We start from the raw sequence: 21,832 nt of genomic DNA on the forward strand, positions 1-21,832 counted from the left end.
GCGCTCGCCGTGGCCGTCTCAGCTACAAGGACATCAACAACATGCAGACCGGTTCCACTCCACGCGACCGAATTGGCGTTTCCGCATTCGGCGGATCGGGCGCGCAGGCGCGCGGCGCATCTGGCGGGCTGCTCCCCGAGATCTGGATGCAGGACGGCGCAAAGCGGGTCGAACAGGCTCTGGGGCGTCTGCTCTGCGCTGAAGACGACGGTGAGACAGAGCTGATGGCGGCCATGCGCTACGCCACCTTGCATGGCGGGAAGCGCACCCGCGCCTTACTCTGTCTGGCTGCCGGCGCACTGGCGGGCACGCCGGCGCACATGCTCGACGACGTCGGTGCCGCCATCGAGATGATGCACGCCTGTACCCTGGTCCACGACGACCTGCCCGCGATGGATGACGACGTGCTTCGCCGCGGCCTTCCGACCGTGCACGTAAAGTTCGGCGAAGCCACTGCGATCCTGGTCGGCGATGCGCTGCAGGCCCACGCCTTCCTCACCCTGGCGAGCCTGGATGCGCCGGGCGACAACCGTATCGCGCTCGTGCGCGAACTGGCGCAGGCGGTGTCCGCCGAGGGTGCCGCAGGCGGGCAGGCCATCGATCTGTCGTTGGTCGGAAAGCACGCCGGGCTGGACAGGATCCTGGCGATGCACGGGATGAAAACCGGAGCGCTAGTGCGCGCGTCGGTTCGCATGGGCGCGCTATACTCCATCGCGGAGGATGCCGCGCACGCTGCGCTGTATGCTGCGCTCGATCGCTACACCGCCTGTTTTGGCCTGGCTTTGCAGGTGGCCGACGACATTCTCGACGCGACGGCGGATACCGCGACTCTTGGCAAGACCCCCGGCAAGGACGCGGCGGCGCAGAAGCCGACCTGCGCGTCGATCATGGGGCTGCAGGCAGCGCGCCAGTTCGCCCTGTATTTGTTGCACGATGCCGGGGAGGCCATCGCCACTCTGGGGCCGCGTGCGGAAGGGTTGGCGCAGATGCTGCAGCGGGCCAACGCCTATCTGTCCGCGCCATGCGCATGAGCGCGCCCATCCGTAAGGACTCGCCCCTGTGCTGGTGCGATCGGCCGGCGGGCGCTGCATGCTGCACTGTGTCCGTGTCGGCGGCGACGTGCGCGGCGTCTGCCCGTTTCTGTTCTCGTTAGCCCTCTGCAGAAGGAACATCCCGCGTGAACGCGCTGTCCGAACAGATCCTTTCCGAATTGCGTCACCTGCTGAGCGAGATGAGCGACGGCGGCAGCGTCGGTCCGTCCGTATACGACACGGCGCGAGCTCTGCAGTTCGACGGCAACGTCACCGGTCGGCACGACGCATACGCGTGGCTCATCGCGCAGCAACAGGCCGATGGCGGATGGGGAAGTGCGGACTTCCCGCTGTTTCGCCATGCGCCTACCTGGGCGGCGTTGCTGGCATTGCAGCGTGCCGATCCTCTTCCCGACGCTGCCGACGCTGCCGATGCAGCCCAGGCTGCAATCCGGTTCCTCGAGCGCCAGCCCGATCCCTACGCGCATTCGGTGCCGGAAGACGCGCCCATCGGCGCGGAGCTGATCCTGCCGCAGTTGTGCAACGAGGCCGCATCATTGCTGGGCGGCTTGGCGTTTCCGCGCCACCCGGCGCTGTTGCCGTTGCGGCAAGCACGCCTGGTCAAGCTGGGGGATGTGGCGACGTTGCCGAGCGGCCATCCGTTGCTGCACTCCTGGGAAGCCTGGGGGACGTTGCCGGCCACCGCATGCCCGGACGACGACGGCAGCATCGGCATCAGTCCAGCGGCCACCGCCGCGTGGCGTGCCCACGCCATGACACAGGGGAACACGCCGCAGGTCGGGCGCGCCGACGGGTATCTGCAGGCGGCATCGCGGGCGACGCGCAGCGGCATCGAAGGTGTCGTTCCCAACGTCTGGCCGATCAATGTGTTCGAGCCATGCTGGTCGCTGTACACCTTGCATCTGGCCGGTCTGTTCGCGCATCCCGCTTTCGCCGAGGCGGTGCAAGTGATCATCGCGCAGCTCGACGCCCGCCTCGGAGCGCGCGGTCTGGGCCCGGCCTTGCACTTCGCGGCCGATGCGGACGACACCGCCGTTGCGTTGTGCGTCCTTCGCCTTGCAGGCCGCGACCCGGCGGTCGACGCGTTGCGCCATTTCGCAACCGGCGAGCTCTTCGTCACCTTCCCCGGCGAGCGCAATGCCTCGGTGTCGACCAACATCCATGCCCTGCATGCGTTGCGAATTTTGGGAAAGCCCGCCGCCGGCACCAGCGCCTACGTCGAGGCCAATCGCAACCCGCACGGTCTATGGGACAACGAAAAATGGCACGTTTCGTGGCTGTATCCCACCGCGCATGCGATCGCTGCGCTCGCGCAAGGCAAGCCCCAGTGGCGCGACGAGCGCGCGCTGGCGGCGCTGCTGCAGGCGCAGCGCGACGACGGCGGCTGGGGCGCGGGTCGCGCGTCCACATTCGAGGAAACCGCCTATGCGCTGTTCGCGTTCCACGTGATAGACGGGACCGAAGAGCCGGCAGGGCGCCGGCGCATCGCGCAGGCGGTGGCGCGCGCGCTGAAGTGGATGCTCGCCCGCCACGCAGCCCATGCATCGCCCCAGACGCCGCTGTGGATCGGCAAGGAACTGTATTGCCCCACCCGGGTGGTGCACGTGGCCGAACTCGCCGGGTTGTGGCTGGCGCTTCGTTGGGGGCGGCACGTCTCGGCCGAGGGAGCAGGAGCGGGGCCATGATCCCGACCGATTGCGCCCTGCAGCAGGTACTAGAGTGGGGGCGTTCCCTGACCGGGTTCGCCGACGAGCATGCTGTGGAAGCAGTCAGGGGCGGCCAGTACATCCTGCAGCGCATCCACCCGAGCCTGCACGACGCCAGCGCTCGCAGCGGCCGCGATCCGCTGGACGAAACGCTGATCGTTGCCTTCTATCGCGAACTGGCGCTGCTGTTCTGGCTCGACGATTGCAACGACCTTGGCTTGATCGCGCCGGAGCAGCTCGCCGCGGTGGAGCAGGCGCTGGGGCAGGGCGTGCCGTGCGCGCTACCAGGATTCGAGGGCTGTGCTGTGCTGCGCGCTTCGCTCGCCGCGCTCGCCTACGATCGTCGCGACTATGCTCAGCTTCTCGACGATACCCGGTGCTACTGCGCGGCGCTGCGCGCCGGACACGCGCAGGCGGCAGGGGAGGAGCGCTGGTCCTACGCCGAGTACCTGCACAACGGCATCGATTCGATCGCCTACACGAACGTGTTCTGTTGCCTGTCGTTGCTGTGGGGGCTGGACATGGCGACCTTGCGCGCGCGTCCGGGGTTTCGCCAGGCCCTGCGGCTCATCTCCGCGATAGGGCGCTTGCAGAACGATCTCCATGGACGCGAAAAGGATAGGTCGGCCGGCGAGGGAGACAACGCGGCGATCCTGCTGCTGCAGCGCTATCCGGCTATGCCTGTGGTGGAGTTCCTCAAGGATGAGCTGGCCGGCCATACGCGCATGCTGCACCGGGTGATGGCGCAAGAACGCTTTCCCCCGCCGTGGGGACCGCTGATCGAAGCCATGGCGGCCATCCGCGTGCAGTACTACCAGACCTCAAACAGTCGCTACCGCAGCGACGCTGCAGGCGGAGGCCAGCGTGCGCCGGCCTGAACGCGGGGGAAACGGCGGCGTGCGCGCGCTGCCGTCGGTCCGACCCGACGCAACGCCGTCGCCCGATGCGGCGGAAGAAGCGAGCATCAGCGACACCAACATGAGCCGGCGCAAGGACGACCACCTGGACATCGTGCTGGATCGGCGAACGGCACGGGCCAAGGCCGCCGGCTGGGAGTACATCCGTTTCGAACACTGCGCATTGCCCGAGTTGGATCTGACGCAGATCGACCTCAGCGCCTCACTGCTGGGCAAGACCATGCGCGCGCCTCTGCTGATCAGCTCCATGACCGGCGGCATGCCACGCGCCGAGGCCATTAACCGCCATCTGAGCGAGGCAGCACAAGCCTTGGGGATCGCCATGTGCGTCGGTTCGCAGCGCGTAAGCCTGCAATCCCGCAATTCCCAGGGGCTAACGAGCGCGCTGCGCCGCCTGGCTCCAGACGTTCCCTTGCTGGCCAATATCGGCGCCGCGCAACTGCGCCAGCCCGACGGCCTGGACCTCGCGCGCCGGGCGGTGGATGCACTGGAGGCCGATGGACTCATCGTCCATCTCAATCCGCTGCAGGAAGCGGTACAGCCGGAGGGCGACCGTGACTGGCGCGGCGTCCTGGCGCAGATTGCTCGCGCCGCACGCAGCGTGGGCGTGCCGATCGTGGCCAAGGAAGTCGGGTCGGGCCTGTCCGCCTCGGTGGCCTGTGCGCTCGTCGAGGCGGGCGTGGCGGTGATCGATGTCGCCGGCGCCGGCGGCACCAGTTGGGCCGCGGTGGAGGGCGAGCGCGCCCCCGATGCCGCCGACCGCGCAGTGGCAATGGCATTCGCGGATTGGGGGATTGCGACCCCGGCCAGCGTGCAGGCGGTCCGTCGGGCGCTGCCAGCGGTGAAGCTGATCGCGTCGGGCGGGATCAGCGACGGCGTCGACGTGGCCAAGGCTATCCGCCTGGGCGCGGACATCGCCGGGCAGGCAGCCGGCGTGCTGCGCGCGGCTACGCAATCCACCGAGGCCGTTGTCGCGCATTTCGAGATCGTTATCCGCCAGTTGGCCGTCGCCTGCTTCTGCACCGGCTCGGCTGATCTGGCGGCTTTGCGTCAGGCGCGCTTGTTGCCCTCGCATCTGCGCGCCAGTTAATGCCCGGCGTCGCGCGCCCGTGGCGGCGGGCGCTAGTCTTACTGAGTGAGAAAGTCTCGGAAGCGGGGGATTGCCTGGTCGCGGGGTTGTTCGGGTGCTGCTTCGTGATCGGGGAGGCACCCCGCCATGCCCCTAACGGACAGCCGAGAGTAAAGCGGTATTCGACGGCTATGTCGATGCTTGGTCAGGGTGACCGGTCACGCAGAGCGAGAAGCCCCTAAAGGGTCGGAACACCAGGTGCGGCGGGAGACCGGCAGGAGCAGATGGTACAAAGCCATTGCCATCAAGGAGTGGCGATCACATTGACCCCCAGTCAGCGCGGCCGGCCGTATGAACGAGAAGAGACGAGCGATTTCAGCCGCCGGACCCCTTGATTTACATTCCGATGGTTTCGGAGCGCTGATCGGGCGTCAGCTTCGGACGGCGTCCACCGTCGGGGGCGCCAAAAGGCAGGGCGATTGATCTTTTTACGGATCATTTGTCTGATGCATGATACGCGAACAGATCCTAACACGTTGACCTCGATCGCTAGATAAGATACGCTGCCATATCATCTAGCATTGGAATGGATCGTTTCCGTATCACATGGACCCTCAATCGGAAACTCTACGCGAAATTGGTGGGCTTTTCAGGCAGGCGAGGCTGGCCGCTGCGATGACGCAGGAGCAGGTCGCTGATTTGGCGGGTATATCCCGTCCCCGGTATCGCGACATCGAAACGGGAGCCGCAGCCGCGCGTGCAACAACGCTCATGAATATCGCTCGCGCGCTCGGCCTGGAAATGATGCTGGTTCCGCAAGTCATGGTGCCGGCTGTCCAGGCTCTATTGCGTCCGCATGATGATGACGATCGACCGGCCTTTGTTTCTCAACCTGACGATGACGATCATGCCTCCAGTCTTTCGCGCACCTAAGACGATCCCGTCGCTGGACGTGCTCTTGAACGCAGTGAAGATCGGCACGATCGTCAGGACGCCGGGCGATTTCAATGCATTTAACTTCGATGAGGCCTACCGCGCGACGGGCGGCTTTCCGGTTCTCAGCCTGTCGTTCCGGGCAGCGACGGGAGGATTGCGGAAAGATCCGAAGCCTCTGGCAAGCGCCTTGCCCGCTTTCTTCGCGAACCTCCTGCCGGAGGAGAATTTGCGCGAGGCAATGGAAAGGCACCACGAAGGCTATGTGCGGCCAGGCAATGACTTCGATCTTTTAGCGGCACTAGGCGCCGATCTGCCGGGAGCCGTACGGGCGTTGCCCAGTGACGGCGCGATAGCGGTTTCGCAGGATGCTTCAAAGGATCAGCCCAAGGCACGGTTCTCGCTTGCCGGCGTGCAGATGAAGCTGTCGGTCATGAAGAACATTGGAAAAGGCGGCGGCCTTACCTTGCCGATGGACGACGAGCAGGGCCGGTACATTGCCAAGTTCCCTTCGACGGCCTTTCCGGGCGTTTCCGAGAACGAATTCGCCAACCTGGCGCTGGCAGCAGCAATCGGCATGGACGTTCCTGAATGCGAACTGGTCGAGAAGTCCGATTTTGAGGGCGTTCCCGAAGAATTCAACACGCTGTCTGACGGCAAGGTCCTTCTCGTCAAACGCTTCGATCGCGGCGCCGGTGGCGAGAGGATACACATCGAGGATTTCGCTCAGGTCTTCGGTGTATACCCCTCGCGCAAATATGAGGGGGCTGCTTATCACGACATAGCCTTGGCTCTTGGCGTGGCCGTCTCGCCTACGGCGGCTCTCGAGTTCGTCCGCCGCCTGGCACTGACCGTCGTCACCGGCAATGGCGACATGCACCTGAAGAACTGGTCTTTGATCTATCCCGGTAACGGCGACAAGCCGGCGCTTGCACCAATCTACGACCTCCTGTCCACCGTGCCATATATTCCCGCCGACGCCATGGCGCTGTCGCTTGGAGGAGAGCGCTCGTTCAAGGCGCTAGCAGCACCGCGATGGAAAGCATTTGCGAACCGTGCACGGCTTCCGGAGCCAGCAGTCCTGAAGGCAGTGGTCGAGACGGTCAAACTCGTCAACGAGTACTGGTGGCATCTGCCTGAGCGCGACGTTGTCGCAGCGAAAGTGCTCGAGCGGATCGACGGACATGTGAAGGCGATGACGCCGATACTGAACTCCTGCGCCGAGAAGTAAACCGAGTCCCTCGGGTTGATATAGCGGAACTATTCGCCCGTGCCCCGGATTAGTGGCCGTGGATCGGTGGTATGCTAGGATCGCGCGCAAAGTCGGCGGAGTGTCCACTTGGACACGCCTTGAGCAAGCACGTCAGCTCGCGGGCACAGAAGAGTTCGCAGCATCCCGCAGAGGGTCGAGATGCTGTTCGTCCACCTCAATACAACGATGCGGTTCAACCGAATGCGGTGACTGAGGATCGCGATCCGACGCTTTGTGTCGCCAATGTCGCGTCCGCTACACGGGCTGTTCCGACGATCTTTTCTTGGAACTCAAGCTAAACCCCTGAAAAGCAACCATGAAGTTATTCTTCGGTTGGATCAGCCAAATTGGCATGAGTCTTGAGATCCTTAGGTACGAGGCGGCTACAGCTGCCCGACCGGCATTCAAGTCGCGGCAGCCGCGATGAATGGGAACGAAGGAAGGAAAGCTACATGTCAGGTTTGCGTCAGATCGCCTTTTACGGCAAGGGCGGCATCGGCAAGTCCACCACCTCCCAAAATACGCTCGCAGCCCTGGTCGACCTCGGGCAGAGAATCCTCATCGTCGGCTGCGACCCCAAAGCCGACTCCACCCGCCTGATCCTGAACGCGAAGGCGCAGGATACGGTCCTGCATCTCGCGGCAGAGGAAGGTTCGGTGGAAGACCTGGAACTCGCGGACGTGCTCAAGGTCGGCTACAAAGGCATCAAATGCGTGGAGTCGGGCGGACCCGAGCCGGGTGTCGGCTGCGCCGGCCGCGGCGTGATCACCTCGATCAACTTCCTCGAGGAGAACGGCGCCTACGACGATGTCGACTATGTCTCCTACGACGTGCTCGGGGATGTGGTGTGTGGCGGTTTCGCGATGCCGATCCGCGAGAACAAGGCCCAGGAAATCTATATCGTCATGTCCGGCGAGATGATGGCGCTCTATGCCGCCAATAACATCGCCAAGGGCATCCTGAAATACGCCCATTCGGGCGGCGTGCGGCTCGGTGGCCTGATCTGCAACGAGCGCCAAACCGACCGCGAGCTCGACCTCGCCGAAGCGCTGGCTTCCAGGCTCAATTCCAAGCTTATCCACTTCGTGCCGCGCGACAACATCGTCCAGCACGCCGAGCTCAGGAAGATGTCTGTGATCCAGTATGCGCCGGACTCCAAGCAGGCCGGGGAATACAGGGCGCTGGCCGAGAAGATTTACGGGAATTCGGGCCAGGGCACCATCCCGACCCCGATCACCATGGAGGAGCTCGAGGACATGCTGCTCGACTTCGGCATCATGAAGACCGACGAGCAGATGCTTGCCGAGCTTCAGGTCAAGGAAGCGGCCAAAACTGCCGCACAGTAGCGACTGCTGCCGACATGAGGCGCCGCCTTACCTGGTGCGCCTTTCAAAGAACGGCGCCTCGTCGGTGAGGCGTCACCCTGAACCTTGAAAGGGGTCCCATGAGCCTGGAATACGAGAATGACGGTGGCCTCCATGCGAGGCTTATCGAGGAAGTGCTGTCGCAATATCCTGACAAGTCGGCGAAGCGCCGCAAAAAGCACCTCAGCGTCGCAAAGAGCGGCGACGAGGCTGGCGAGGAAAGCGAGGTCCTTTCCGAATGCGAGGTCAAATCGAACATCAAGTCCATCCCCGGCGTGATGACGATTCGCGGCTGCGCGTATGCCGGCTCGAAAGGCGTGGTGTGGGGTCCAGTCAAGGATATGGTCCATATCTCCCACGGCCCGGTCGGCTGCGGACAATATTCCTGGTCGCAACGCCGAAACTACTACGTCGGCACGACCGGCATCGACACATTCGTCACCATGCAGTTCACCTCCGATTTCCAGGAGAAGGACATTGTTTTCGGCGGCGACAAGAAGCTGGAACGGATCATCGACGAGATCGAGGAACTGTTTCCGCTGAACAAGGGCATGACTGTGCAATCCGAATGCCCGATCGGCCTGATTGGCGACGACACCGAAGCTGTGTCCCGCAACAAGGCCAAGGAGCACGAGAAGACAATCGTGCCGGTGCGCTGCGAGGGCTTCCGCGGCGTCTCGCAATCCCTCGGCCACCACATCGCCAACGACGCGATCCGCGACTGGGTGTTCGAGAAGAAAAAAGTGGAGTTCGAGTCCGGCCCGTACGATGTCAATGTGGTCGGCGACTACAATATCGGCGGCGACGCTTGGGCTTCGCGCATCCTGCTCGAGGAGATGGGCCTGCGCGTGGTCGGCAACTGGTCGGGCGACGCTACGCTGGCCGAAATAGAGCGGGCGCCAAAGGCGAAGCTCAATCTCATCCATTGCTACAGGTCGATGAACTACATCTGCCGGCACATGGAGGAAAAGTATGGCATGGCCTGGATGGAGTACAATTTCTTCGGCCCCTCCCAGACCGAAGCCTCTCTGCGCAAGATAGCCAAGCACTTCGGGCCGGAAATCGAGGCCAAGGCCGAGGCGGTCATCGCCAAATACCGGCCCTTGGTCGATGCCATAATCGCCAAGTACCGGCCGCGCCTCGAAGGCAGGACGGTGATGCTCTATGTCGGCGGGCTGCGCCCCCGTCACGTCGTCACGGCATATGAGGACCTGGGCATGGTGATCGTCGGCACTGGCTACGAATTTGGCCATAACGACGACTATCAGCGCACCGGCCACTACGTGAAGAAGGGCACCCTGATCTATGACGACGTGACTGGTTACGAGCTGGAGAAGTTCATCGAAGGGATCCGTCCTGATCTCGTTGGCTCCGGCATCAAAGAGAAGTACCCGGTCCAGAAGATGGGCATACCGTTCCGTCAAATGCATTCCTGGGATTATTCCGGCCCGTATCACGGCTACGACGGCTTCGCCATCTTCGCCCGAGACATGGACCTGGCCATCAACAACCCGGTCTGGAACCTTTACGACGCTCCCTGGAAGAAAAAAGCCGAGCCGTCGGCGGCGATCGCAGCCGAATGAAACCCTGGCCTCCCGGAAGCCGGGAGGCAGTGAACGCCTGTGGCCGCTTGTCCGCGGGAGACCTGAAACGTTTCAACGTCCCTGTGCTGCCCTATCGCGGGCCAGATGGAAAGAGGTAACCACCCATGCCGCAGTCGGCTGAAAAAGTTCTCGACCACGCGCCCCTGTTCCGCGAGCCGGAATACAGGCAGATGCTCGCCGAGAAGAGGCTGAATTTCGAATGTCCTCACCCGGACCAGATCGTTACCGACCAAGGCGAATTCACCAAGACGTGGGAATACCGCGAAAAGAACCTTGCTCGCGAAGCGCTTGTCGTGAACCCCGCCAAGGCCTGCCAGCCGCTCGGCGCGGTGTTCGCGGCCGCAGGCTTCGAGCGAACCATGTCCTTCGTCCATGGCAGCCAGGGCTGCGTCGCCTATTACCGCTCGCACCTGTCGCGCCATTTCAAGGAGCCTGCTTCGGCGGTTTCCTCCTCGATGACCGAGGACGCGGCAGTGTTCGGCGGCCTGAAGAACATGGTCGACGGGCTCGCCAATACGTACCAACTTTACGACCCAAAGATGATCGCCGTCTCGACCACTTGTATGGCGGAGGTCATTGGCGACGACCTGCACAGCTTCATCGAGAACGCCAAGGACGAAGGCTCGGTCCCGCGCGACTTCGACGTGCCCTTCGCCCACACGCCGGCCTTTGTCGGCAGCCATGTCGACGGCTATGACGTTGCGGTCAAGGGCATTTTGGAGCATTTCTGGAAGGGCGAGGAGCGAACTGAAGCCGAGGGAACCATCAACATCATTCCGGGCTTCGACGGGTTCTGTGTCGGCAACAACCGGGAACTCAAGCGCCTGCTCGATCTGATAGGCGTGTCCTATACCTTCATCCAAGACGCCTCTGACCAGTTCGACACGCCGTCCGACGGCGAATACCGCATGTACGACGGCGGCACGAAGATCGAAGAGGTGAGGAAGGCACTCAACGCCGAGGCGACGCTGTCGCTACAGCGTTACAACACCCGAAAAACACTGGAGTATTGCGAGGGGGTGGGGCAGGCGACTGCCTCGTTCCATTACCCTCTCGGAGTCCAGGCGACCGACGACTTCCTGATGGAGGTCTCCGCGATTTCCGGCAAGCAAATCCCCGAGGCAATCCGCCTGGAGCGCGGCCGACTTGTTGACGCCATGGCCGACAGCCAATCCTGGCTGCACGGTAAGAAATACGCCATTTACGGTGATCCGGACTTTGTCTACGCCATGGCCCGCTTCATCATGGAGACGGGCGGCGAGCCGACCCATTGCCTCGCCACCAACGGCACCTCGGCATGGGAAGCGGAGTTGAAGGCACTGCTTGCATTATCGCCCTTCGGCAACGGTGCTCAAGTCTGGGCGGGCAAGGACCTCTGGGCGATGCGCTCGCTGCTCTTCACCGAGCCGGTGGACCTGCTGATCGGCAACTCCTATGGCAAGTATCTGGAGCGCGACACGGGCACGCCGCTGATCCGGCTGACGTTTCCGATCTTCGACCGCCACCATCACCATCGGTTTGCGCTCATGGGCTATCAAGGCGGATTGCGCGTACTGACGACGATCCTCGACAAGATCTTCGACAAGCTCGATCGCGAGACAAGCGAGACGGGCGTGACGGACTATTCGTATGACCTTACCCGCTAAGCATGGCGGCCGGCTCTTCGGTTAGGCCGGTCGTCTTCTCGAGGGACTTTGGAGACTGACGCAATGTCCTCGCTCAGAGCGAAAATCCAGGATGTCTTCAACGAGCCTGCCTGCGAAAACAACCGCGGCAAGGATGCCAAGGCGCGCAAGGAGGGCTGTTCCAAGCCACTGACCCCCGGAGCGGCGGCCGGTGGCTGTGCCTTCGATGGCGCCAAGATCGTACTGCAGCCGATCACCGACGTCGCACACCTGGTCCATGGGCCGCTCGCCTGCGAGGGCAATTCCTGGGACAACCGCGGTGCGGCTTCGTCCGGGCCAACGCTGTGGCGCACAAGCTTCACGACCGACCTCACCGAACTCAATGTTGTGATGGGGCGGGGCGAGCGGAAGCTTTTCAAAGCGATCCGCGAGATCAAGGAAGCGTATGGGCCGCCGGCGATCTTTGTCTATCCGACCTGCGTGACGGCGCTGATCGGCGACGACATTGAGGCCGTGTGCAAACGCGCGGCGGAAAAGTTCGGCTTGGCCGTTGTGCCGGTCAATGCGCCGGGCTTCGTCGGCTCCAAGAATCTCGGCAACAAGCTTGCCGGCGAGGCGTTGCTCGAGCATGTCATCGGCACGGCCGAGCCCGACGATGCCGGCCCTTACGACATCAACATCCTTGGCGAATTCAACCTCTCGGGCGAATTCTGGCTGGTGAAGCCGCTCCTTGACCGGCTGGGCATCCGGGTGCGCGCCTGCATTCCGGGTGACGCGCGTTACGTCGACATTGCCTGCGCGCACCGTGCCCGGGCGGCTATGATCGTGTGCTCGACCGCGCTCATCAATCTGGCCCGCAAGATGGAGCAGCGCTGGGAGATCCCGTTTTTCGAGGGCTCCTTCTACGGCATCAGCGCCACGTCTGAAGCGCTCCGACAAATATCTCAGCTGCTCGTGAAGAAGGGTGCCGATCCGGAGATCCTCGGCCGTACCGAGGTATTGATTGCAGAGGAAGAGGCGATCGCTTGGAAGAGGCTAGCGGCCTACGAGCCGAGGCTCGCAGGCAAGCGCGTGCTGCTCAACACCGGCGGCGTGAAGTCCTGGTCGGTCGTCCATGCGCTGATGGAGATCGGGATCGAGATCGTCGGCACCTCTGTCAAGAAGTCGACCGTCGAAGACAAGGCGCGCATCAAGCAGATCCTCAAGGACGACAACCACATATTTGAGCAGATGGCGCCGCGCGAGCTCTACGCCATGCTCTCAGAACGCAAGGCGGATATCCTGCTGTCGGGCGGGCGCACGCAATTCATCGCGCTGAAGGCCAAGACACCCTGGCTCGATGTCAACCAGGAGCGCCAACACCCTTACGCCGGCTATGACGGCATGGTGGAACTCGTACGCCAGATCGACATCGCCATTCACAATCCGATCTGGGCGCAGGTGCGGGAGCCGGCACCATGGGATTGCCAGCCTACGGTGAGGGAGGAACGGCCGCGCACGAGAAGCGATACCGTGACCTTGCATGCTGTCCAGGAATTCTCCGGCACGACGGCCGGTGATTTCGGCGAGTGTTGAGGAAGCCAATGGGCCGGATCCTTCCCCAGACCAAAGCGGCGGCGGTCAATCCGCTGAAGTCATCGCAGCCATTGGGTGCCGCCTTGGCCTTTCTTGGCGTCGACGGCGCGATGCCGTTGTTCCACGGGAGCCAGGGGTGCACCAGCTTCGCGCTCGTGCTCTTGGTGCGACATTTCAAGGAAGCCATCCCCTTGCAGACGACGGCGATGGACGAGGTGGCGACGATCCTCGGCGGGGCAGACCATCTGGAAGAGGCGATCCTCAATCTCAAGGCCCGCACAAAGCCAACGCTGATCGGGGTCTGCACCACGGCGCTGGTGGAAACCCGGGGCGAAGACTGCGCAGGGGATGTCGCCAATATCAGGCTGAAGCGCAGGGAAGAACTAGCAGGTACGGAGGTGGTGCTGGCTAACACACCGGATTTCGACGGCGCGATCGAAGAGGGCTGGGCCAAGGCTGTCACCGCGATGATCGAAAGGATTACGCGGCCCGGCGAGCAGGCGCGGCAATCGAAGAAGATGGTGATCCTGCCTGGCTGGAACCTCACTGTGGCTGATATCGAGCATTTGCGTGAGATGATTGAAAGCTTTGGACTGCAGCCGGTGATTCTGCCGGACGTCTCCGGCTCGCTCGACGGTACGGTGCCCGACCGCTGGATCACGACCACCTACGGCGGCACCAGCGTCGAGGATATCCGCGAGCTTGGCACGGCCGAGCAATGCATCGTCATCGGTGAGCATATGCGCCGCCCGGCCGAGCTGCTGCAGAGGTTGACCGGCGTGCCTTACGTGCTGTTCCGGTCGCTGACTGGATTGAAGGACGCCGACCGGTTCATCTCGCTGCTATCCGCGGTTTCGGGCGCGGGGGCGCCGGCTGGGGTGCGCCGTCGCCGGGCGCAGTTGCAGGACGCGTTGCTCGACGGACATTTCCATTTTGGAGGCAAGAAAATTGCGATCGCTGCTGAACCAGACCAACTCTACCAACTCGCGAGCTTCTTCACCGGCATGGGCTCCGAAATCGCGGCGGCGGTCACCCCGACCGACATGTCGAAAATTCTGGAGGAAGTACCGGCGCAGTCGGTTCAAATCGGCGATCTCGGCGATTTGGAAGCTCTTGGCGCCGGCGCTGATCTTTTCGTCACCCATTCCCACGGCCGCCAGGCGGCGCAGCGCCTCGGCATTCCGCTCATGCGGGTCGGCTTCCCGATCTTCGACCGGCTCGGCAGCCAGCACAAGCTCACAATCCTCTACCAGGGGACCCGGGACCTGATCTTCGAGGTTGCCAACATTTTTGAAGCCAACCGGCACGCGCCCACACCTGAGGCGCTTGATCCCCTCCGTAAGCGAGAAATGCCAGATGCGCTCCGTTCGTCGCCTCTCGCTCGTCACTGACGAGGTTCACGCACCGACGCCGGAACGCCAAGCGGGCGCATTGCGCGTGGCCATCGCCACGCAGGACATGAAGAACCTCAACGCCCATTTCGGATCGGCCAGGCGCTTTGCTGTCTACGACGTGATGCGCGAGGAGTGGAATCTCGTGGAAGCCGTGGCCTTTGACGACGTTTCCGACGAGAGCGGGAAGCACCGAACCGAGGGCGATGACCGCATCACCCCGAAGGTGGAGGCGCTAAAGGGCTGTCATTTGCTGTTTTGTCTGGCAATCGGCGGACCTTCGGCAGCCAAACTTGTTTCCGCAAAGATCCATCCGATCAAAGTGCCGCAGCCCCAGACCATCCAAGAGGTGTTGTTGCGCACGCAGATGATGCTCAGGACGTGTCCTCCCCCTTGGCTGCGCAAGGTGCTGGCGCAGGCAGGTGCCGCCGGACAGAAACCCTCCTTCGAGGACGAAAGCTGAAATGAGGAGTGGGCGAAATGTTTGAAGCCGCTGTTAGCCCTGCCGCAACCGAGGACGAGGCGGCCCTTGCCACCCCGTTCGTCAAATGCCTCGTGCGGCTGATCCGTGCCAACGATTCCCACGGGTCATGGGAAGGCAAATCGGACGCCGAACTGCTGGGCGACTTCATCATCACCAGGGAACAGCGCCGTGCAATTCCAATCATCGGCGATCCCGATCCGGACGTGCTGTGGAGGCTCGATAAGTTCTACACCGCCGTCGGGCTTGCGATTGAGGAGCGCACGGGCCTGATGGCATCGCCGATGATGGAGATGAGCCATGAGGGCTTCGGGCGCGTGCTCTTGACAGCCGGGCGACTGGTCGTTCTGTCCAAGACCCTGCGCGACGTCCACCGGTTCGGTTTCGAGACGTTCTGGAAGCTCGCCGCGGCCGGTACCAAACTGGCCGGCGATGCCACCGCAGCCATTGAGGCTCATCCCGAGGTGGCGCGGGCGTGATGCAACCGACTTTCGATCGAGGGGATCATGTCAGGCCTTGAGGACATGCGGCGGCCAGCCCTCTCAATTGAGGCGGTCCAGGCCGATATGGTTCTTGGGGTAGCGCTGATGAAGCCAGTGGTACTGATCTGTTCGCAAGATGCGGAGTTGTATCTTTTCCTCAACCACATTCTGGGGGCGGACGGCTTCACCAGTGAGCCGGTAGGCGGCGTGAAGGAAGCACTTGCATTGGCCGATCAACGGGAGCTCCACGCAATAGTCCTGGATTGCGGGCCAGGAAGCGCGACAGGCTCCACAATTTGCGCCCGGTTCAAGGGGGAGCCCCGGACCGGCCGCCTGCCCGTCATTGCGTTGATCGCGCCCGGCGCCGAGAACCAGCACCTCGATCTCTTGAAGGCAGGTATTGACGAGAGCTTTGTGCGGCCCTTCGCGCCGGCCAAGCTGCTCGACTGTCTACGGACGAAGCTGGCGCTGCCGAAGCCGGATTCAAACGGGATCGAAAATGGCAGCTGGCTCTGCTGCGGCAGCCTTGAGATGAAGCTCGATGCCCACCGAGTTCGCGGCAATGGCCACGACATCCACCTCGGACCTCTCGAATTCAACCTGCTGCGGCAATTTCTTGAGGCCCCCGGCAAGGTCTTCAGCCGAGACGAGCTGATCGACGCGGCCTGGCCGGACAATATCCATATCGGTGAACGCACTGTCGACGTCCATATCAGCCGGATTAGAAAGGCGCTGAAGGCGGCCTCGCCAGGCAGCGTCATTCGTACCGTCAGGTCTGCCGGCTACTCGCTCGAGAAGCCGGACGAGTAGATGGGCAGGGGTGGTGCCACGCCCCATCTGTCGTCGTGGACTGGGCAGGTCTTGCAGCTTCGAAACGCGCTACGGGCGCGACATATTCAGGGGGAAGCAGTCAGATGGCCTTCAAAAGCCTACTCAGTGTAGCGGGAGCTGACCACTCCGATCGGGACGTCAGAACAGCTGCAAGCTTGTGCGCCGAAGTTGGCGCACATTTGTCCGTCCTGATCATGTCGCCTCCGCCGCTCGTTATGTCGCCTCCGTTGCTAGGCGATGGCATCCCCGCGTGGCCTACGCAACGCGCACACGCCATTGCCAGACTGGAAAAACGGTACAGGCAAATGGAGAGATTTTCACAGGACATAGCCAAGCTGGAAAAGATATCCAGGGAAATTCACAAACTGCTGAGAGCCACGTGGCGGTGCTATGATGTCGATATTGCGAACTGCGATCAGGCCAGCGTCGGTGACGCGGTGCGACAGCGGGCGCTCTGCAACGACCTGACAATCGTCGGCCCCGCACTTCTCAACGACATTAACCTCGGACCCCTTGTTGTCAACGGCAGCCTGTTCGATACCGGAAAGCCGGTGCTTGTCGTGCCGGAGGGCGCTGAGGCGACTCTATCGCCACGGCGCGTGCTGGTCGGCTGGGATTCGCGAGTCGAGGCGTCCCGTTCGGTTCGAGAAGCGCTGCATCTGCTATCCGCCGCTGAGGAAGTTCGTATTGCCCTCGTCGGTCATGAGGCGACCTGCACCGGAAGCGGCGCCGAGCCGGGGGCCGACATCGCTGCCTATCTCACTCGGCACGGTGCTCGGGTGTCGGTTGACCTGCTGCCGAGCGCCGGCAAACCGGTGGCCATGATACTCGCGCAGCACGCAATCGATACGTCTGCCAACATGATTGTCATGGGTGCCTATGGCAGTCGCCGACTGCGCGAGCTGCTCTTCGGTGGAGTGACGAGATGGATACTTGGGAAGCCGCCATTGCCGCTGTTTTTGGCTCGCTGACGGGTTTTGAACCAGCACCGATGCTGTTCGAAGCTCTACTCCCCCGGGTCACCTATTCTGATACCAAGTCGGAGAAAGGTGGCTGCAACGCGCAAGTCTCGCGAAGCTCCTCGGAGCCAATCGGCACGCCCCCCTCGCCGAGACATCCCGGACGTCTCTAGCGCTCTCTCCGGGTTCTGCTCGCCCGAGGTGATCCGTAATGCGGAGACCAACGGCCGGCAGAGGTACAGCCGCTCCTCAATGCAATCAAAACACCGATACTCGGGTCGACGTCAGGTGCAGAAAGAGAGTCGTTTCAGCGCGGCAGGCCGCGTTCGGACCGTAGCCTCATCGTATTAGGGTTATCACGATTTCCCTCACCACTGGCCGGGAACGGAACACGGCAACGACCGTGCAGCGGCCAAGGCACCGACCTTCGAGTCCGACGATCGGGCTCTTGCCGGCCCTCGGGGCGAACGATGGCATTATCACCGTGATCGCCTGGGATGGTAGCCGCGTCAGCGGGGAGGGCGGCCGCACCTTCGGCGTTTTCAGTCTGCCCGGCCCACCGCGTGGCGACCGAGCGAGCTTGAGGCCGGTCAATTCCGACAACGCTCACATTCGCACCAGGTGGTCCCTGTAGGGCTTGCGCACAGGGACACAGAACAACAAAAGTAGGATCCGGGAGAGTTCACCGGCCCGGCACATGCCGGCAGATCCCGGCTCTCTTCGGGCCGATCACCTCCTCGATCTGGCGTTATCCGCGACACGCAGCCGGACATGACCGGCTTCGTCGTAAAACTCTGGCGTTGCGAGCCAGGAATTCAAGCGCAAAGCGGAAGAGGTAGGGCAGAGGCGATGCTCGGATGGAGCGGCGCCTGCAATCGCAATGGCGTTGCGCTACCACTTGAGCGACCGAAACGACAAGAAGCTCAAGCAAGGCTTGAGGCGGACGATGATGACGAGGCTGGCCGTAGCCAACGCGGTCATGCATCTGTTCGTCCCTATGTGTCGAGACGTCGGTGGCCACGCTTCTGCGCCGACGGGAAGCGGGTGATGCGTGTCCAAGACCTGACAGTGGCGGAAAATATGTCGCGTCCAATACAAGCGGCGATCTTGGGCGCCACAGAAGTTTTTTAAAGGATTATCAAGCTTTTACCGCGCGCTGGCGCGTTGGCACGGCCTTTGCGAATTGAGATTCAGCAACACTGAGTGAAGGCTGACTGCACGCAGATGCGCAAGACGAACAATGCTCTCCCTTCGTTGAACCCTCGTGCCCGTCTCAAAGGGGAACAAGCTTGCGCATAAGGTCACGCAACCGTTGGCAATGGCTTTGGAGGGCAAGATGATGTTGCGGATGGGGTCACCGGCTCCTTCGATCAAAGTGGAGGACTGGCTGCGTGGCGAGCCTCTTGCGGACTTCCAGCCCGGCAAAGTCTATATCGTCGAATTTTGGGCAACTTGGTGCGAACTATCTGCGGCCGAGATGCTGGAGCTGATGCAGCTACAGGAGAAATACAAGGACAGCGGACTTGAGATCGTCGGGATCGCGGCTGATGAAGACGCTCCAACGGCCGTCGAGGCCCGGACCAAGTTGGACGCGTGGTTGGCGTGAGCGCAGCAAGGAGGTCCATGCAGCACTTGGTCGTCGTTTGCAGCAGGATCGAGGCTCGAATCTTCATGGCCTCCCGCATTGCGGCGGAAGCGATGTTCGATGCGAATTCGCGTGGAAGACTTCGCAGTCGAGGACGTGTTCAAGTCCGGCCCGAGGGACATCAATTGCGTGGAATCAGCGGCGCCGAGCTAGGCGTCGGCTGAGCAAGTGTGCCCGAAGTAGGCGTCCCAGAAAACAGATATCCTCCTTCGAGGAAGAGGACTGAAATGAGGAGAAGGCGAAATGTCTGATGCCGCGGTCAGCCCGGCTGTCAACGAGGACGAGGCGGCCCTTGCCACCCCGTTCGTCAAATGCCTGGTGCGGTTCTCCGTGCTCAGGAGTCCTACTGATTATGGGAAGGCAAATCGAACGCCACGCTGCTGGCCGACTTCCCACCAGAAAAAAGCGACCAGGCGATCCGTGGCATGGGATACCCCGATCCGGACGTGCTGTGGAGGCTCGATATGTTCTACACGGCCGTCGGGCTTAGGATCGAGGAGCGCTCCGGCCTGATGACATCGCCAATGATGGAGATGAAACCCATGGGGGCCTCGGACGATTGTTTCACGGCGAGCGGTTGGTCTCTCTGTCGTGACATCCACCGGTTCGGCTTCGAGACGTTCAGGAAACTCCCGGAGGTCGGTACGAAACTGGTCGACGATGCGCCCGCAGCCATTGAAGCCTATCGCGACGTGGCGCGGGCGTGAAGACACCGATTTCGAGGAACGATCTATGTCAAAGCTGGATGAGATGGGAACGAAAGTCCGAAAGCTTCAGCTGCGCGCGGTACTTGCCAAGATGAAATTGCGCGACCTTGCAGAGGATCTCCCGGGAAAATGGACGGAGATAGAGGAAGTTGCCTAAGAAACGTCGGCCGTTTTTGCCGAGTTGGATGGCGCCAGGAGAGAGCTCGCTTCAATGAAGAAATTACGATGACGAGCACATTCACCACCCGCGACGGCTCCGGATGGGTGCCGGAATATCTCACCGCTATAGACGGCGCGACCTGCATCGGCTGCGGCCGCTGTTTCAAAGTTTGCTCGCGCGAGGTTATGCATCTTTATGGCGTCGATGACGCGGGTGAAATCCTCGGCCCCTGCGACGGCGAGGACGACGATTTCGATGGCGAGCTCAATCGCATGATCATGGTCGTCAACCATCCCGGCCGCTGCATTGGCTGCGGAGCCTGCGCCCGCGTCTGCCCGAAGAACTGCCAGACCCATATTGCGGCCGACAATGTCGATGCGTGATCTGGTGGACAATCCAGGAGAACGGCATTGCCCTTTAGAATCTTCTGTCGCGTCCTGGGAATGGTCCTTTGCAGCACCGCTCTGACCGTCTACTTCGCTTCTCATTCCATCGGCACAGTAGTAGTCACGACGCTGGCTTGTTCGCTGCTCCTTCAGCTGGCGTATTTCGCAAGCGTGCTCTTTCTGATCCGGCGGTCTGGCTGCGTTAGCCGAGCTGGTCAAAGAGCTGAGCGTTTCGACAGTTGCAAGGAAGTTGGATCCGAGCCGCCAAACCTTGATGAGGTTACAAATGAATCCCCAGATTTGCTCCAACGCGATCAAATGCGAGCCATATCGCTGCTGCTGCCTTGAGTGCCGTGACAAAGTCAGAGCTGACGTGCTCCCCGTCTTTGGGTCGCCCCGCGCCGGGACTTCTGGGGGTACTGGCTCAGGCCGGCACGGCCGCCGATGAGCTTTTCATGAGCGATATGGCGATTGCTGCTATGGGGTCGGACTGTTGTATTCCACGTGCGATAAGGCAAGCTTATCGGACATAAAAAGATAGCGACAAGCGCGGCGGTTTTGGCCGTCATGCCTTGCAAAAAGCGCCGCGTCGATTCATCCTGTGGGCGATGATTCTCCGCCCCAGATCGTCCCTACGCCGTCACGTCACGCTGCCCGCGTCGCCCCGGCCGCTCCGACTGTCGCCGTGCCGAGCTGGCTGCGCAAGGCAGTCGAGACGGGGCAAACCGTTGAGGACGCTGCGATCGCATGCGGCGCCGCGATCGATGCGGTGGTGCGCCGGGACGAGCAATGGGGCGGCGCCTGGCGGCAGCGCCTGGCGCTCGCGGCGGCCGCAATGACGGCGCGGCAAGCGGGGCGCATCGAGGATGAAGCAGCGCTGCGCGATTCCTTGTTCCTCGCCCGCCCCGGCGATTTTTTGTCCGTTGGTCCGGCCGGTCTTTTGCTCCTCGGCTGGCGTCGGCTGGCGGCACCGGCCCGCAGAGGCGCTTCTGACGAAGAAAAGTCTCGCTGCGGTGTTGGAGGAATTCGGTTTTTTCGCCCGCCACGGCGCGGCGGTCAGCGATCTGGCGGAGGCGCTGCGGCGGCTCGCCACGACCGAAGGCGCGGTCGGGATGCTGACCGTCGCCTACGCGGCCGTCGAGGGCCACGGCCTGCCACGCGCCATGGGACCCTGGTTCGCCGACGCCTTGCTGGCGCAGCGGCTCGGCTGGAGCCATGCAGTCCCTTTGCTGGGTGGCGAGGCGGCCTTAGCTGTGGGCACGGGCCGGCCGCGTCGACCAGCGACTGCCGCTCTGGCTGCGGGTGCCGGATTGGAAGCCGATCGGGCCAAAGCCTGCTTGCCGCGACGGCGCGCGCTGCGCTCCGCGCCATCGTCGTCTCAGGAAGGCAAGCACGGCCTCGACGTCGCGGGCCCTGCCGCGAAGAGCATTGTGGAATTCGTCGAAGATCAAGATCCTTGGCTTCTAGCTGTCGAGCAGATGGTCGATCTGCTCGGCTTTGCGGCCGACATCCCGGCTACTGCCGGTCGGCGCGCGCAATGCCTGCAGGATGCTCCATAGAAATGGGCAAGGCCGACGCCCTCGCGCGTCTGGACCACCCAAACCCTCTGCCGCTCGGACGTTTTCAGGTGTTCGACGGCAAACGGTTGTGTTGCAAAGTTTTTTCTGCGTCATGAAGGTGGTCGAGATCGGCG

General features: G+C 62.6%; 17 protein-coding genes and 5 pseudogenes. 21 read left to right on the forward strand and 1 reads right to left on the reverse strand.

The window, feature by feature from the left end:
* Positions 1 to 41 precede the first annotated feature (41 nt).
* The 21 genes and pseudogenes from AC3CB8_RS09910 to AC3CB8_RS10010 form a co-directional block, all read left to right on the forward strand.
* The gene (locus AC3CB8_RS09910; protein WP_352726955.1) at positions 42 to 1,031 is read left to right on the forward strand and encodes a polyprenyl synthetase family protein; all 990 of its coding nucleotides are present in this window, start codon (positions 42 to 44) and stop codon (positions 1,029 to 1,031) included.
* A gap of 146 nt (positions 1,032 to 1,177) precedes the next feature.
* Complete coding sequence (locus tag AC3CB8_RS09915) at positions 1,178 to 2,737, forward strand: hypothetical protein (RefSeq protein ID WP_352726957.1); 1,560 nt, start codon at positions 1,178 to 1,180, stop codon at positions 2,735 to 2,737.
* A complete protein-coding gene (locus AC3CB8_RS09920) occupies positions 2,734 to 3,636 on the forward strand; it encodes a terpene synthase family protein (RefSeq protein ID WP_352726959.1) in 903 nt (300 codons plus the stop codon). Before AC3CB8_RS09915 ends, AC3CB8_RS09920 begins: the two co-directional genes overlap by 4 nt.
* 100 nt (positions 3,637 to 3,736) lie before the next feature.
* A complete protein-coding gene (fni, locus tag AC3CB8_RS09925) occupies positions 3,737 to 4,765 on the forward strand; it encodes a type 2 isopentenyl-diphosphate Delta-isomerase (protein ID WP_352727002.1) in 1,029 nt (342 codons plus the stop codon).
* A 585-nt stretch (positions 4,766 to 5,350) separates the two neighbouring features.
* Positions 5,351 to 5,677 (forward strand): helix-turn-helix domain-containing protein, encoded by a 327-nt coding sequence (locus tag AC3CB8_RS09930; RefSeq protein WP_352726961.1) that lies wholly within the window; start codon positions 5,351 to 5,353, stop codon positions 5,675 to 5,677.
* On the forward strand, positions 5,652 to 6,908 hold the full coding sequence (locus AC3CB8_RS09935) for a type II toxin-antitoxin system HipA family toxin (protein WP_352726963.1): 1,257 nt from the start codon (positions 5,652 to 5,654) through the stop codon (positions 6,906 to 6,908). Before AC3CB8_RS09930 ends, AC3CB8_RS09935 begins: the two co-directional genes overlap by 26 nt.
* A gap of 473 nt (positions 6,909 to 7,381) precedes the next feature.
* Positions 7,382 to 8,275, forward strand: a complete 894-nt coding sequence (gene nifH, locus AC3CB8_RS09940) for a nitrogenase iron protein (RefSeq protein ID WP_488377295.1) — start codon at positions 7,382 to 7,384, stop codon at positions 8,273 to 8,275.
* A 98-nt stretch (positions 8,276 to 8,373) separates the two neighbouring features.
* Complete coding sequence (gene nifD, locus AC3CB8_RS09945) at positions 8,374 to 9,876, forward strand: nitrogenase molybdenum-iron protein alpha chain (protein ID WP_352726965.1); 1,503 nt, start codon at positions 8,374 to 8,376, stop codon at positions 9,874 to 9,876.
* A 125-nt stretch (positions 9,877 to 10,001) separates the two neighbouring features.
* Positions 10,002 to 11,543 (forward strand): nitrogenase molybdenum-iron protein subunit beta, encoded by a 1,542-nt coding sequence (gene nifK / locus AC3CB8_RS09950; RefSeq protein ID WP_352726967.1) that lies wholly within the window; start codon positions 10,002 to 10,004, stop codon positions 11,541 to 11,543.
* A 63-nt stretch (positions 11,544 to 11,606) separates the two neighbouring features.
* A complete protein-coding gene (nifE, locus tag AC3CB8_RS09955; RefSeq protein ID WP_352726969.1) occupies positions 11,607 to 13,097 on the forward strand; it encodes a nitrogenase iron-molybdenum cofactor biosynthesis protein NifE in 1,491 nt (496 codons plus the stop codon).
* An 8-nt stretch (positions 13,098 to 13,105) separates the two neighbouring features.
* Positions 13,106 to 14,488: a nitrogenase iron-molybdenum cofactor biosynthesis protein NifN gene (gene nifN / locus AC3CB8_RS09960; RefSeq protein WP_352726971.1), complete on the forward strand. Its 1,383-nt coding sequence runs from the start codon at positions 13,106 to 13,108 to the stop codon at positions 14,486 to 14,488.
* Positions 14,454 to 14,951, forward strand: coding sequence for a nitrogen fixation protein NifX (nifX, locus tag AC3CB8_RS09965; protein WP_352726973.1), 498 nt, complete (start codon positions 14,454 to 14,456; stop codon positions 14,949 to 14,951). Before nifN ends, nifX begins: the two co-directional genes overlap by 35 nt.
* 17 nt (positions 14,952 to 14,968) lie before the next feature.
* Positions 14,969 to 15,448: a NifX-associated nitrogen fixation protein gene (locus AC3CB8_RS09970; protein ID WP_352726975.1), complete on the forward strand. Its 480-nt coding sequence runs from the start codon at positions 14,969 to 14,971 to the stop codon at positions 15,446 to 15,448.
* A 27-nt stretch (positions 15,449 to 15,475) separates the two neighbouring features.
* Positions 15,476 to 16,261, forward strand: a complete 786-nt coding sequence (locus AC3CB8_RS09975; RefSeq protein ID WP_352726977.1) for a response regulator transcription factor — start codon at positions 15,476 to 15,478, stop codon at positions 16,259 to 16,261.
* Positions 16,262 to 16,587: 326 nt separating this feature from the next.
* Positions 16,588 to 17,253, forward strand: coding sequence for a universal stress protein (locus tag AC3CB8_RS09980; protein WP_352726979.1), 666 nt, complete (start codon positions 16,588 to 16,590; stop codon positions 17,251 to 17,253).
* A 1,324-nt stretch (positions 17,254 to 18,577) separates the two neighbouring features.
* Positions 18,578 to 18,841, forward strand: a pseudogene (locus AC3CB8_RS09985) (TlpA disulfide reductase family protein); the annotation flags it as partial.
* 288 nt (positions 18,842 to 19,129) lie between these two features.
* Positions 19,130 to 19,593, forward strand: a pseudogene (locus AC3CB8_RS09990) (DUF269 domain-containing protein).
* A gap of 25 nt (positions 19,594 to 19,618) precedes the next feature.
* Positions 19,619 to 19,822 (forward strand): annotated as a pseudogene (locus AC3CB8_RS09995) (CCE_0567 family metalloprotein).
* Entirely contained in the window at positions 19,819 to 20,136 is a 318-nt protein-coding gene (gene fdxB / locus AC3CB8_RS10000) for a ferredoxin III, nif-specific (RefSeq protein ID WP_352726981.1), read from the forward strand. The pseudogene AC3CB8_RS09995 and the gene fdxB overlap by 4 nt, the downstream one beginning before the upstream one ends.
* Positions 20,137 to 20,196: 60 nt before the next feature.
* Positions 20,197 to 20,487: an exopolysaccharide production repressor protein gene (locus AC3CB8_RS10005; RefSeq protein ID WP_352727004.1), complete on the forward strand. Its 291-nt coding sequence runs from the start codon at positions 20,197 to 20,199 to the stop codon at positions 20,485 to 20,487.
* Positions 20,488 to 20,824: 337 nt separating this feature from the next.
* Positions 20,825 to 21,055, forward strand: a pseudogene (locus tag AC3CB8_RS10010) (DUF1403 family protein); the annotation flags it as partial.
* Between the two features lie 430 nt (positions 21,056 to 21,485).
* Here AC3CB8_RS10010 and AC3CB8_RS10015 read toward each other — a convergent pair.
* Positions 21,486 to 21,784, reverse strand: a pseudogene (locus tag AC3CB8_RS10015) (TniB family NTP-binding protein); the annotation flags it as partial.
* Positions 21,785 to 21,832: the final 48 nt, after the last annotated feature.

This window comes from Mesorhizobium sp. P160927 (assembly GCF_057766385.1).

What these genes read in the sequence shown, in the direction of transcription:
- AC3CB8_RS09910 (WP_352726955.1), top strand. Translation starts at nt 42, where the DNA reads ATGCAGACCGGTTCCACTCCACGCGACCGAATTGGCGTTTCCGCATTC.
- AC3CB8_RS10005 (WP_352727004.1), top strand. Translation starts at nt 20,197, where the DNA reads ATGGTCCTTTGCAGCACCGCTCTGACCGTCTACTTCGCTTCTCATTCC.
- nifK (WP_352726967.1), top strand. Translation starts at nt 10,002, where the DNA reads ATGCCGCAGTCGGCTGAAAAAGTTCTCGACCACGCGCCCCTGTTCCGC.
- AC3CB8_RS09920 (WP_352726959.1), top strand. Translation starts at nt 2,734, where the DNA reads ATGATCCCGACCGATTGCGCCCTGCAGCAGGTACTAGAGTGGGGGCGT.
- fni (WP_352727002.1), top strand. Translation starts at nt 3,737, where the DNA reads ATGAGCCGGCGCAAGGACGACCACCTGGACATCGTGCTGGATCGGCGA.
- AC3CB8_RS09980 (WP_352726979.1), top strand. Translation starts at nt 16,588, where the DNA reads ATGGAGAGATTTTCACAGGACATAGCCAAGCTGGAAAAGATATCCAGG.
- AC3CB8_RS09970 (WP_352726975.1), top strand. Translation starts at nt 14,969, where the DNA reads ATGTTTGAAGCCGCTGTTAGCCCTGCCGCAACCGAGGACGAGGCGGCC.
- nifN (WP_352726971.1), top strand. Translation starts at nt 13,106, where the DNA reads ATGGGCCGGATCCTTCCCCAGACCAAAGCGGCGGCGGTCAATCCGCTG.
- AC3CB8_RS09930 (WP_352726961.1), top strand. Translation starts at nt 5,351, where the DNA reads ATGGACCCTCAATCGGAAACTCTACGCGAAATTGGTGGGCTTTTCAGG.
- nifX (WP_352726973.1), top strand. Translation starts at nt 14,454, where the DNA reads ATGCGCTCCGTTCGTCGCCTCTCGCTCGTCACTGACGAGGTTCACGCA.
- AC3CB8_RS09935 (WP_352726963.1), top strand. Translation starts at nt 5,652, where the DNA reads ATGCCTCCAGTCTTTCGCGCACCTAAGACGATCCCGTCGCTGGACGTG.
- nifD (WP_352726965.1), top strand. Translation starts at nt 8,374, where the DNA reads ATGAGCCTGGAATACGAGAATGACGGTGGCCTCCATGCGAGGCTTATC.
- fdxB (WP_352726981.1), top strand. Translation starts at nt 19,819, where the DNA reads ATGACGAGCACATTCACCACCCGCGACGGCTCCGGATGGGTGCCGGAA.
- nifE (WP_352726969.1), top strand. Translation starts at nt 11,607, where the DNA reads ATGTCCTCGCTCAGAGCGAAAATCCAGGATGTCTTCAACGAGCCTGCC.
- nifH (WP_488377295.1), top strand. Translation starts at nt 7,382, where the DNA reads ATGTCAGGTTTGCGTCAGATCGCCTTTTACGGCAAGGGCGGCATCGGC.
- AC3CB8_RS09975 (WP_352726977.1), top strand. Translation starts at nt 15,476, where the DNA reads ATGTCAGGCCTTGAGGACATGCGGCGGCCAGCCCTCTCAATTGAGGCG.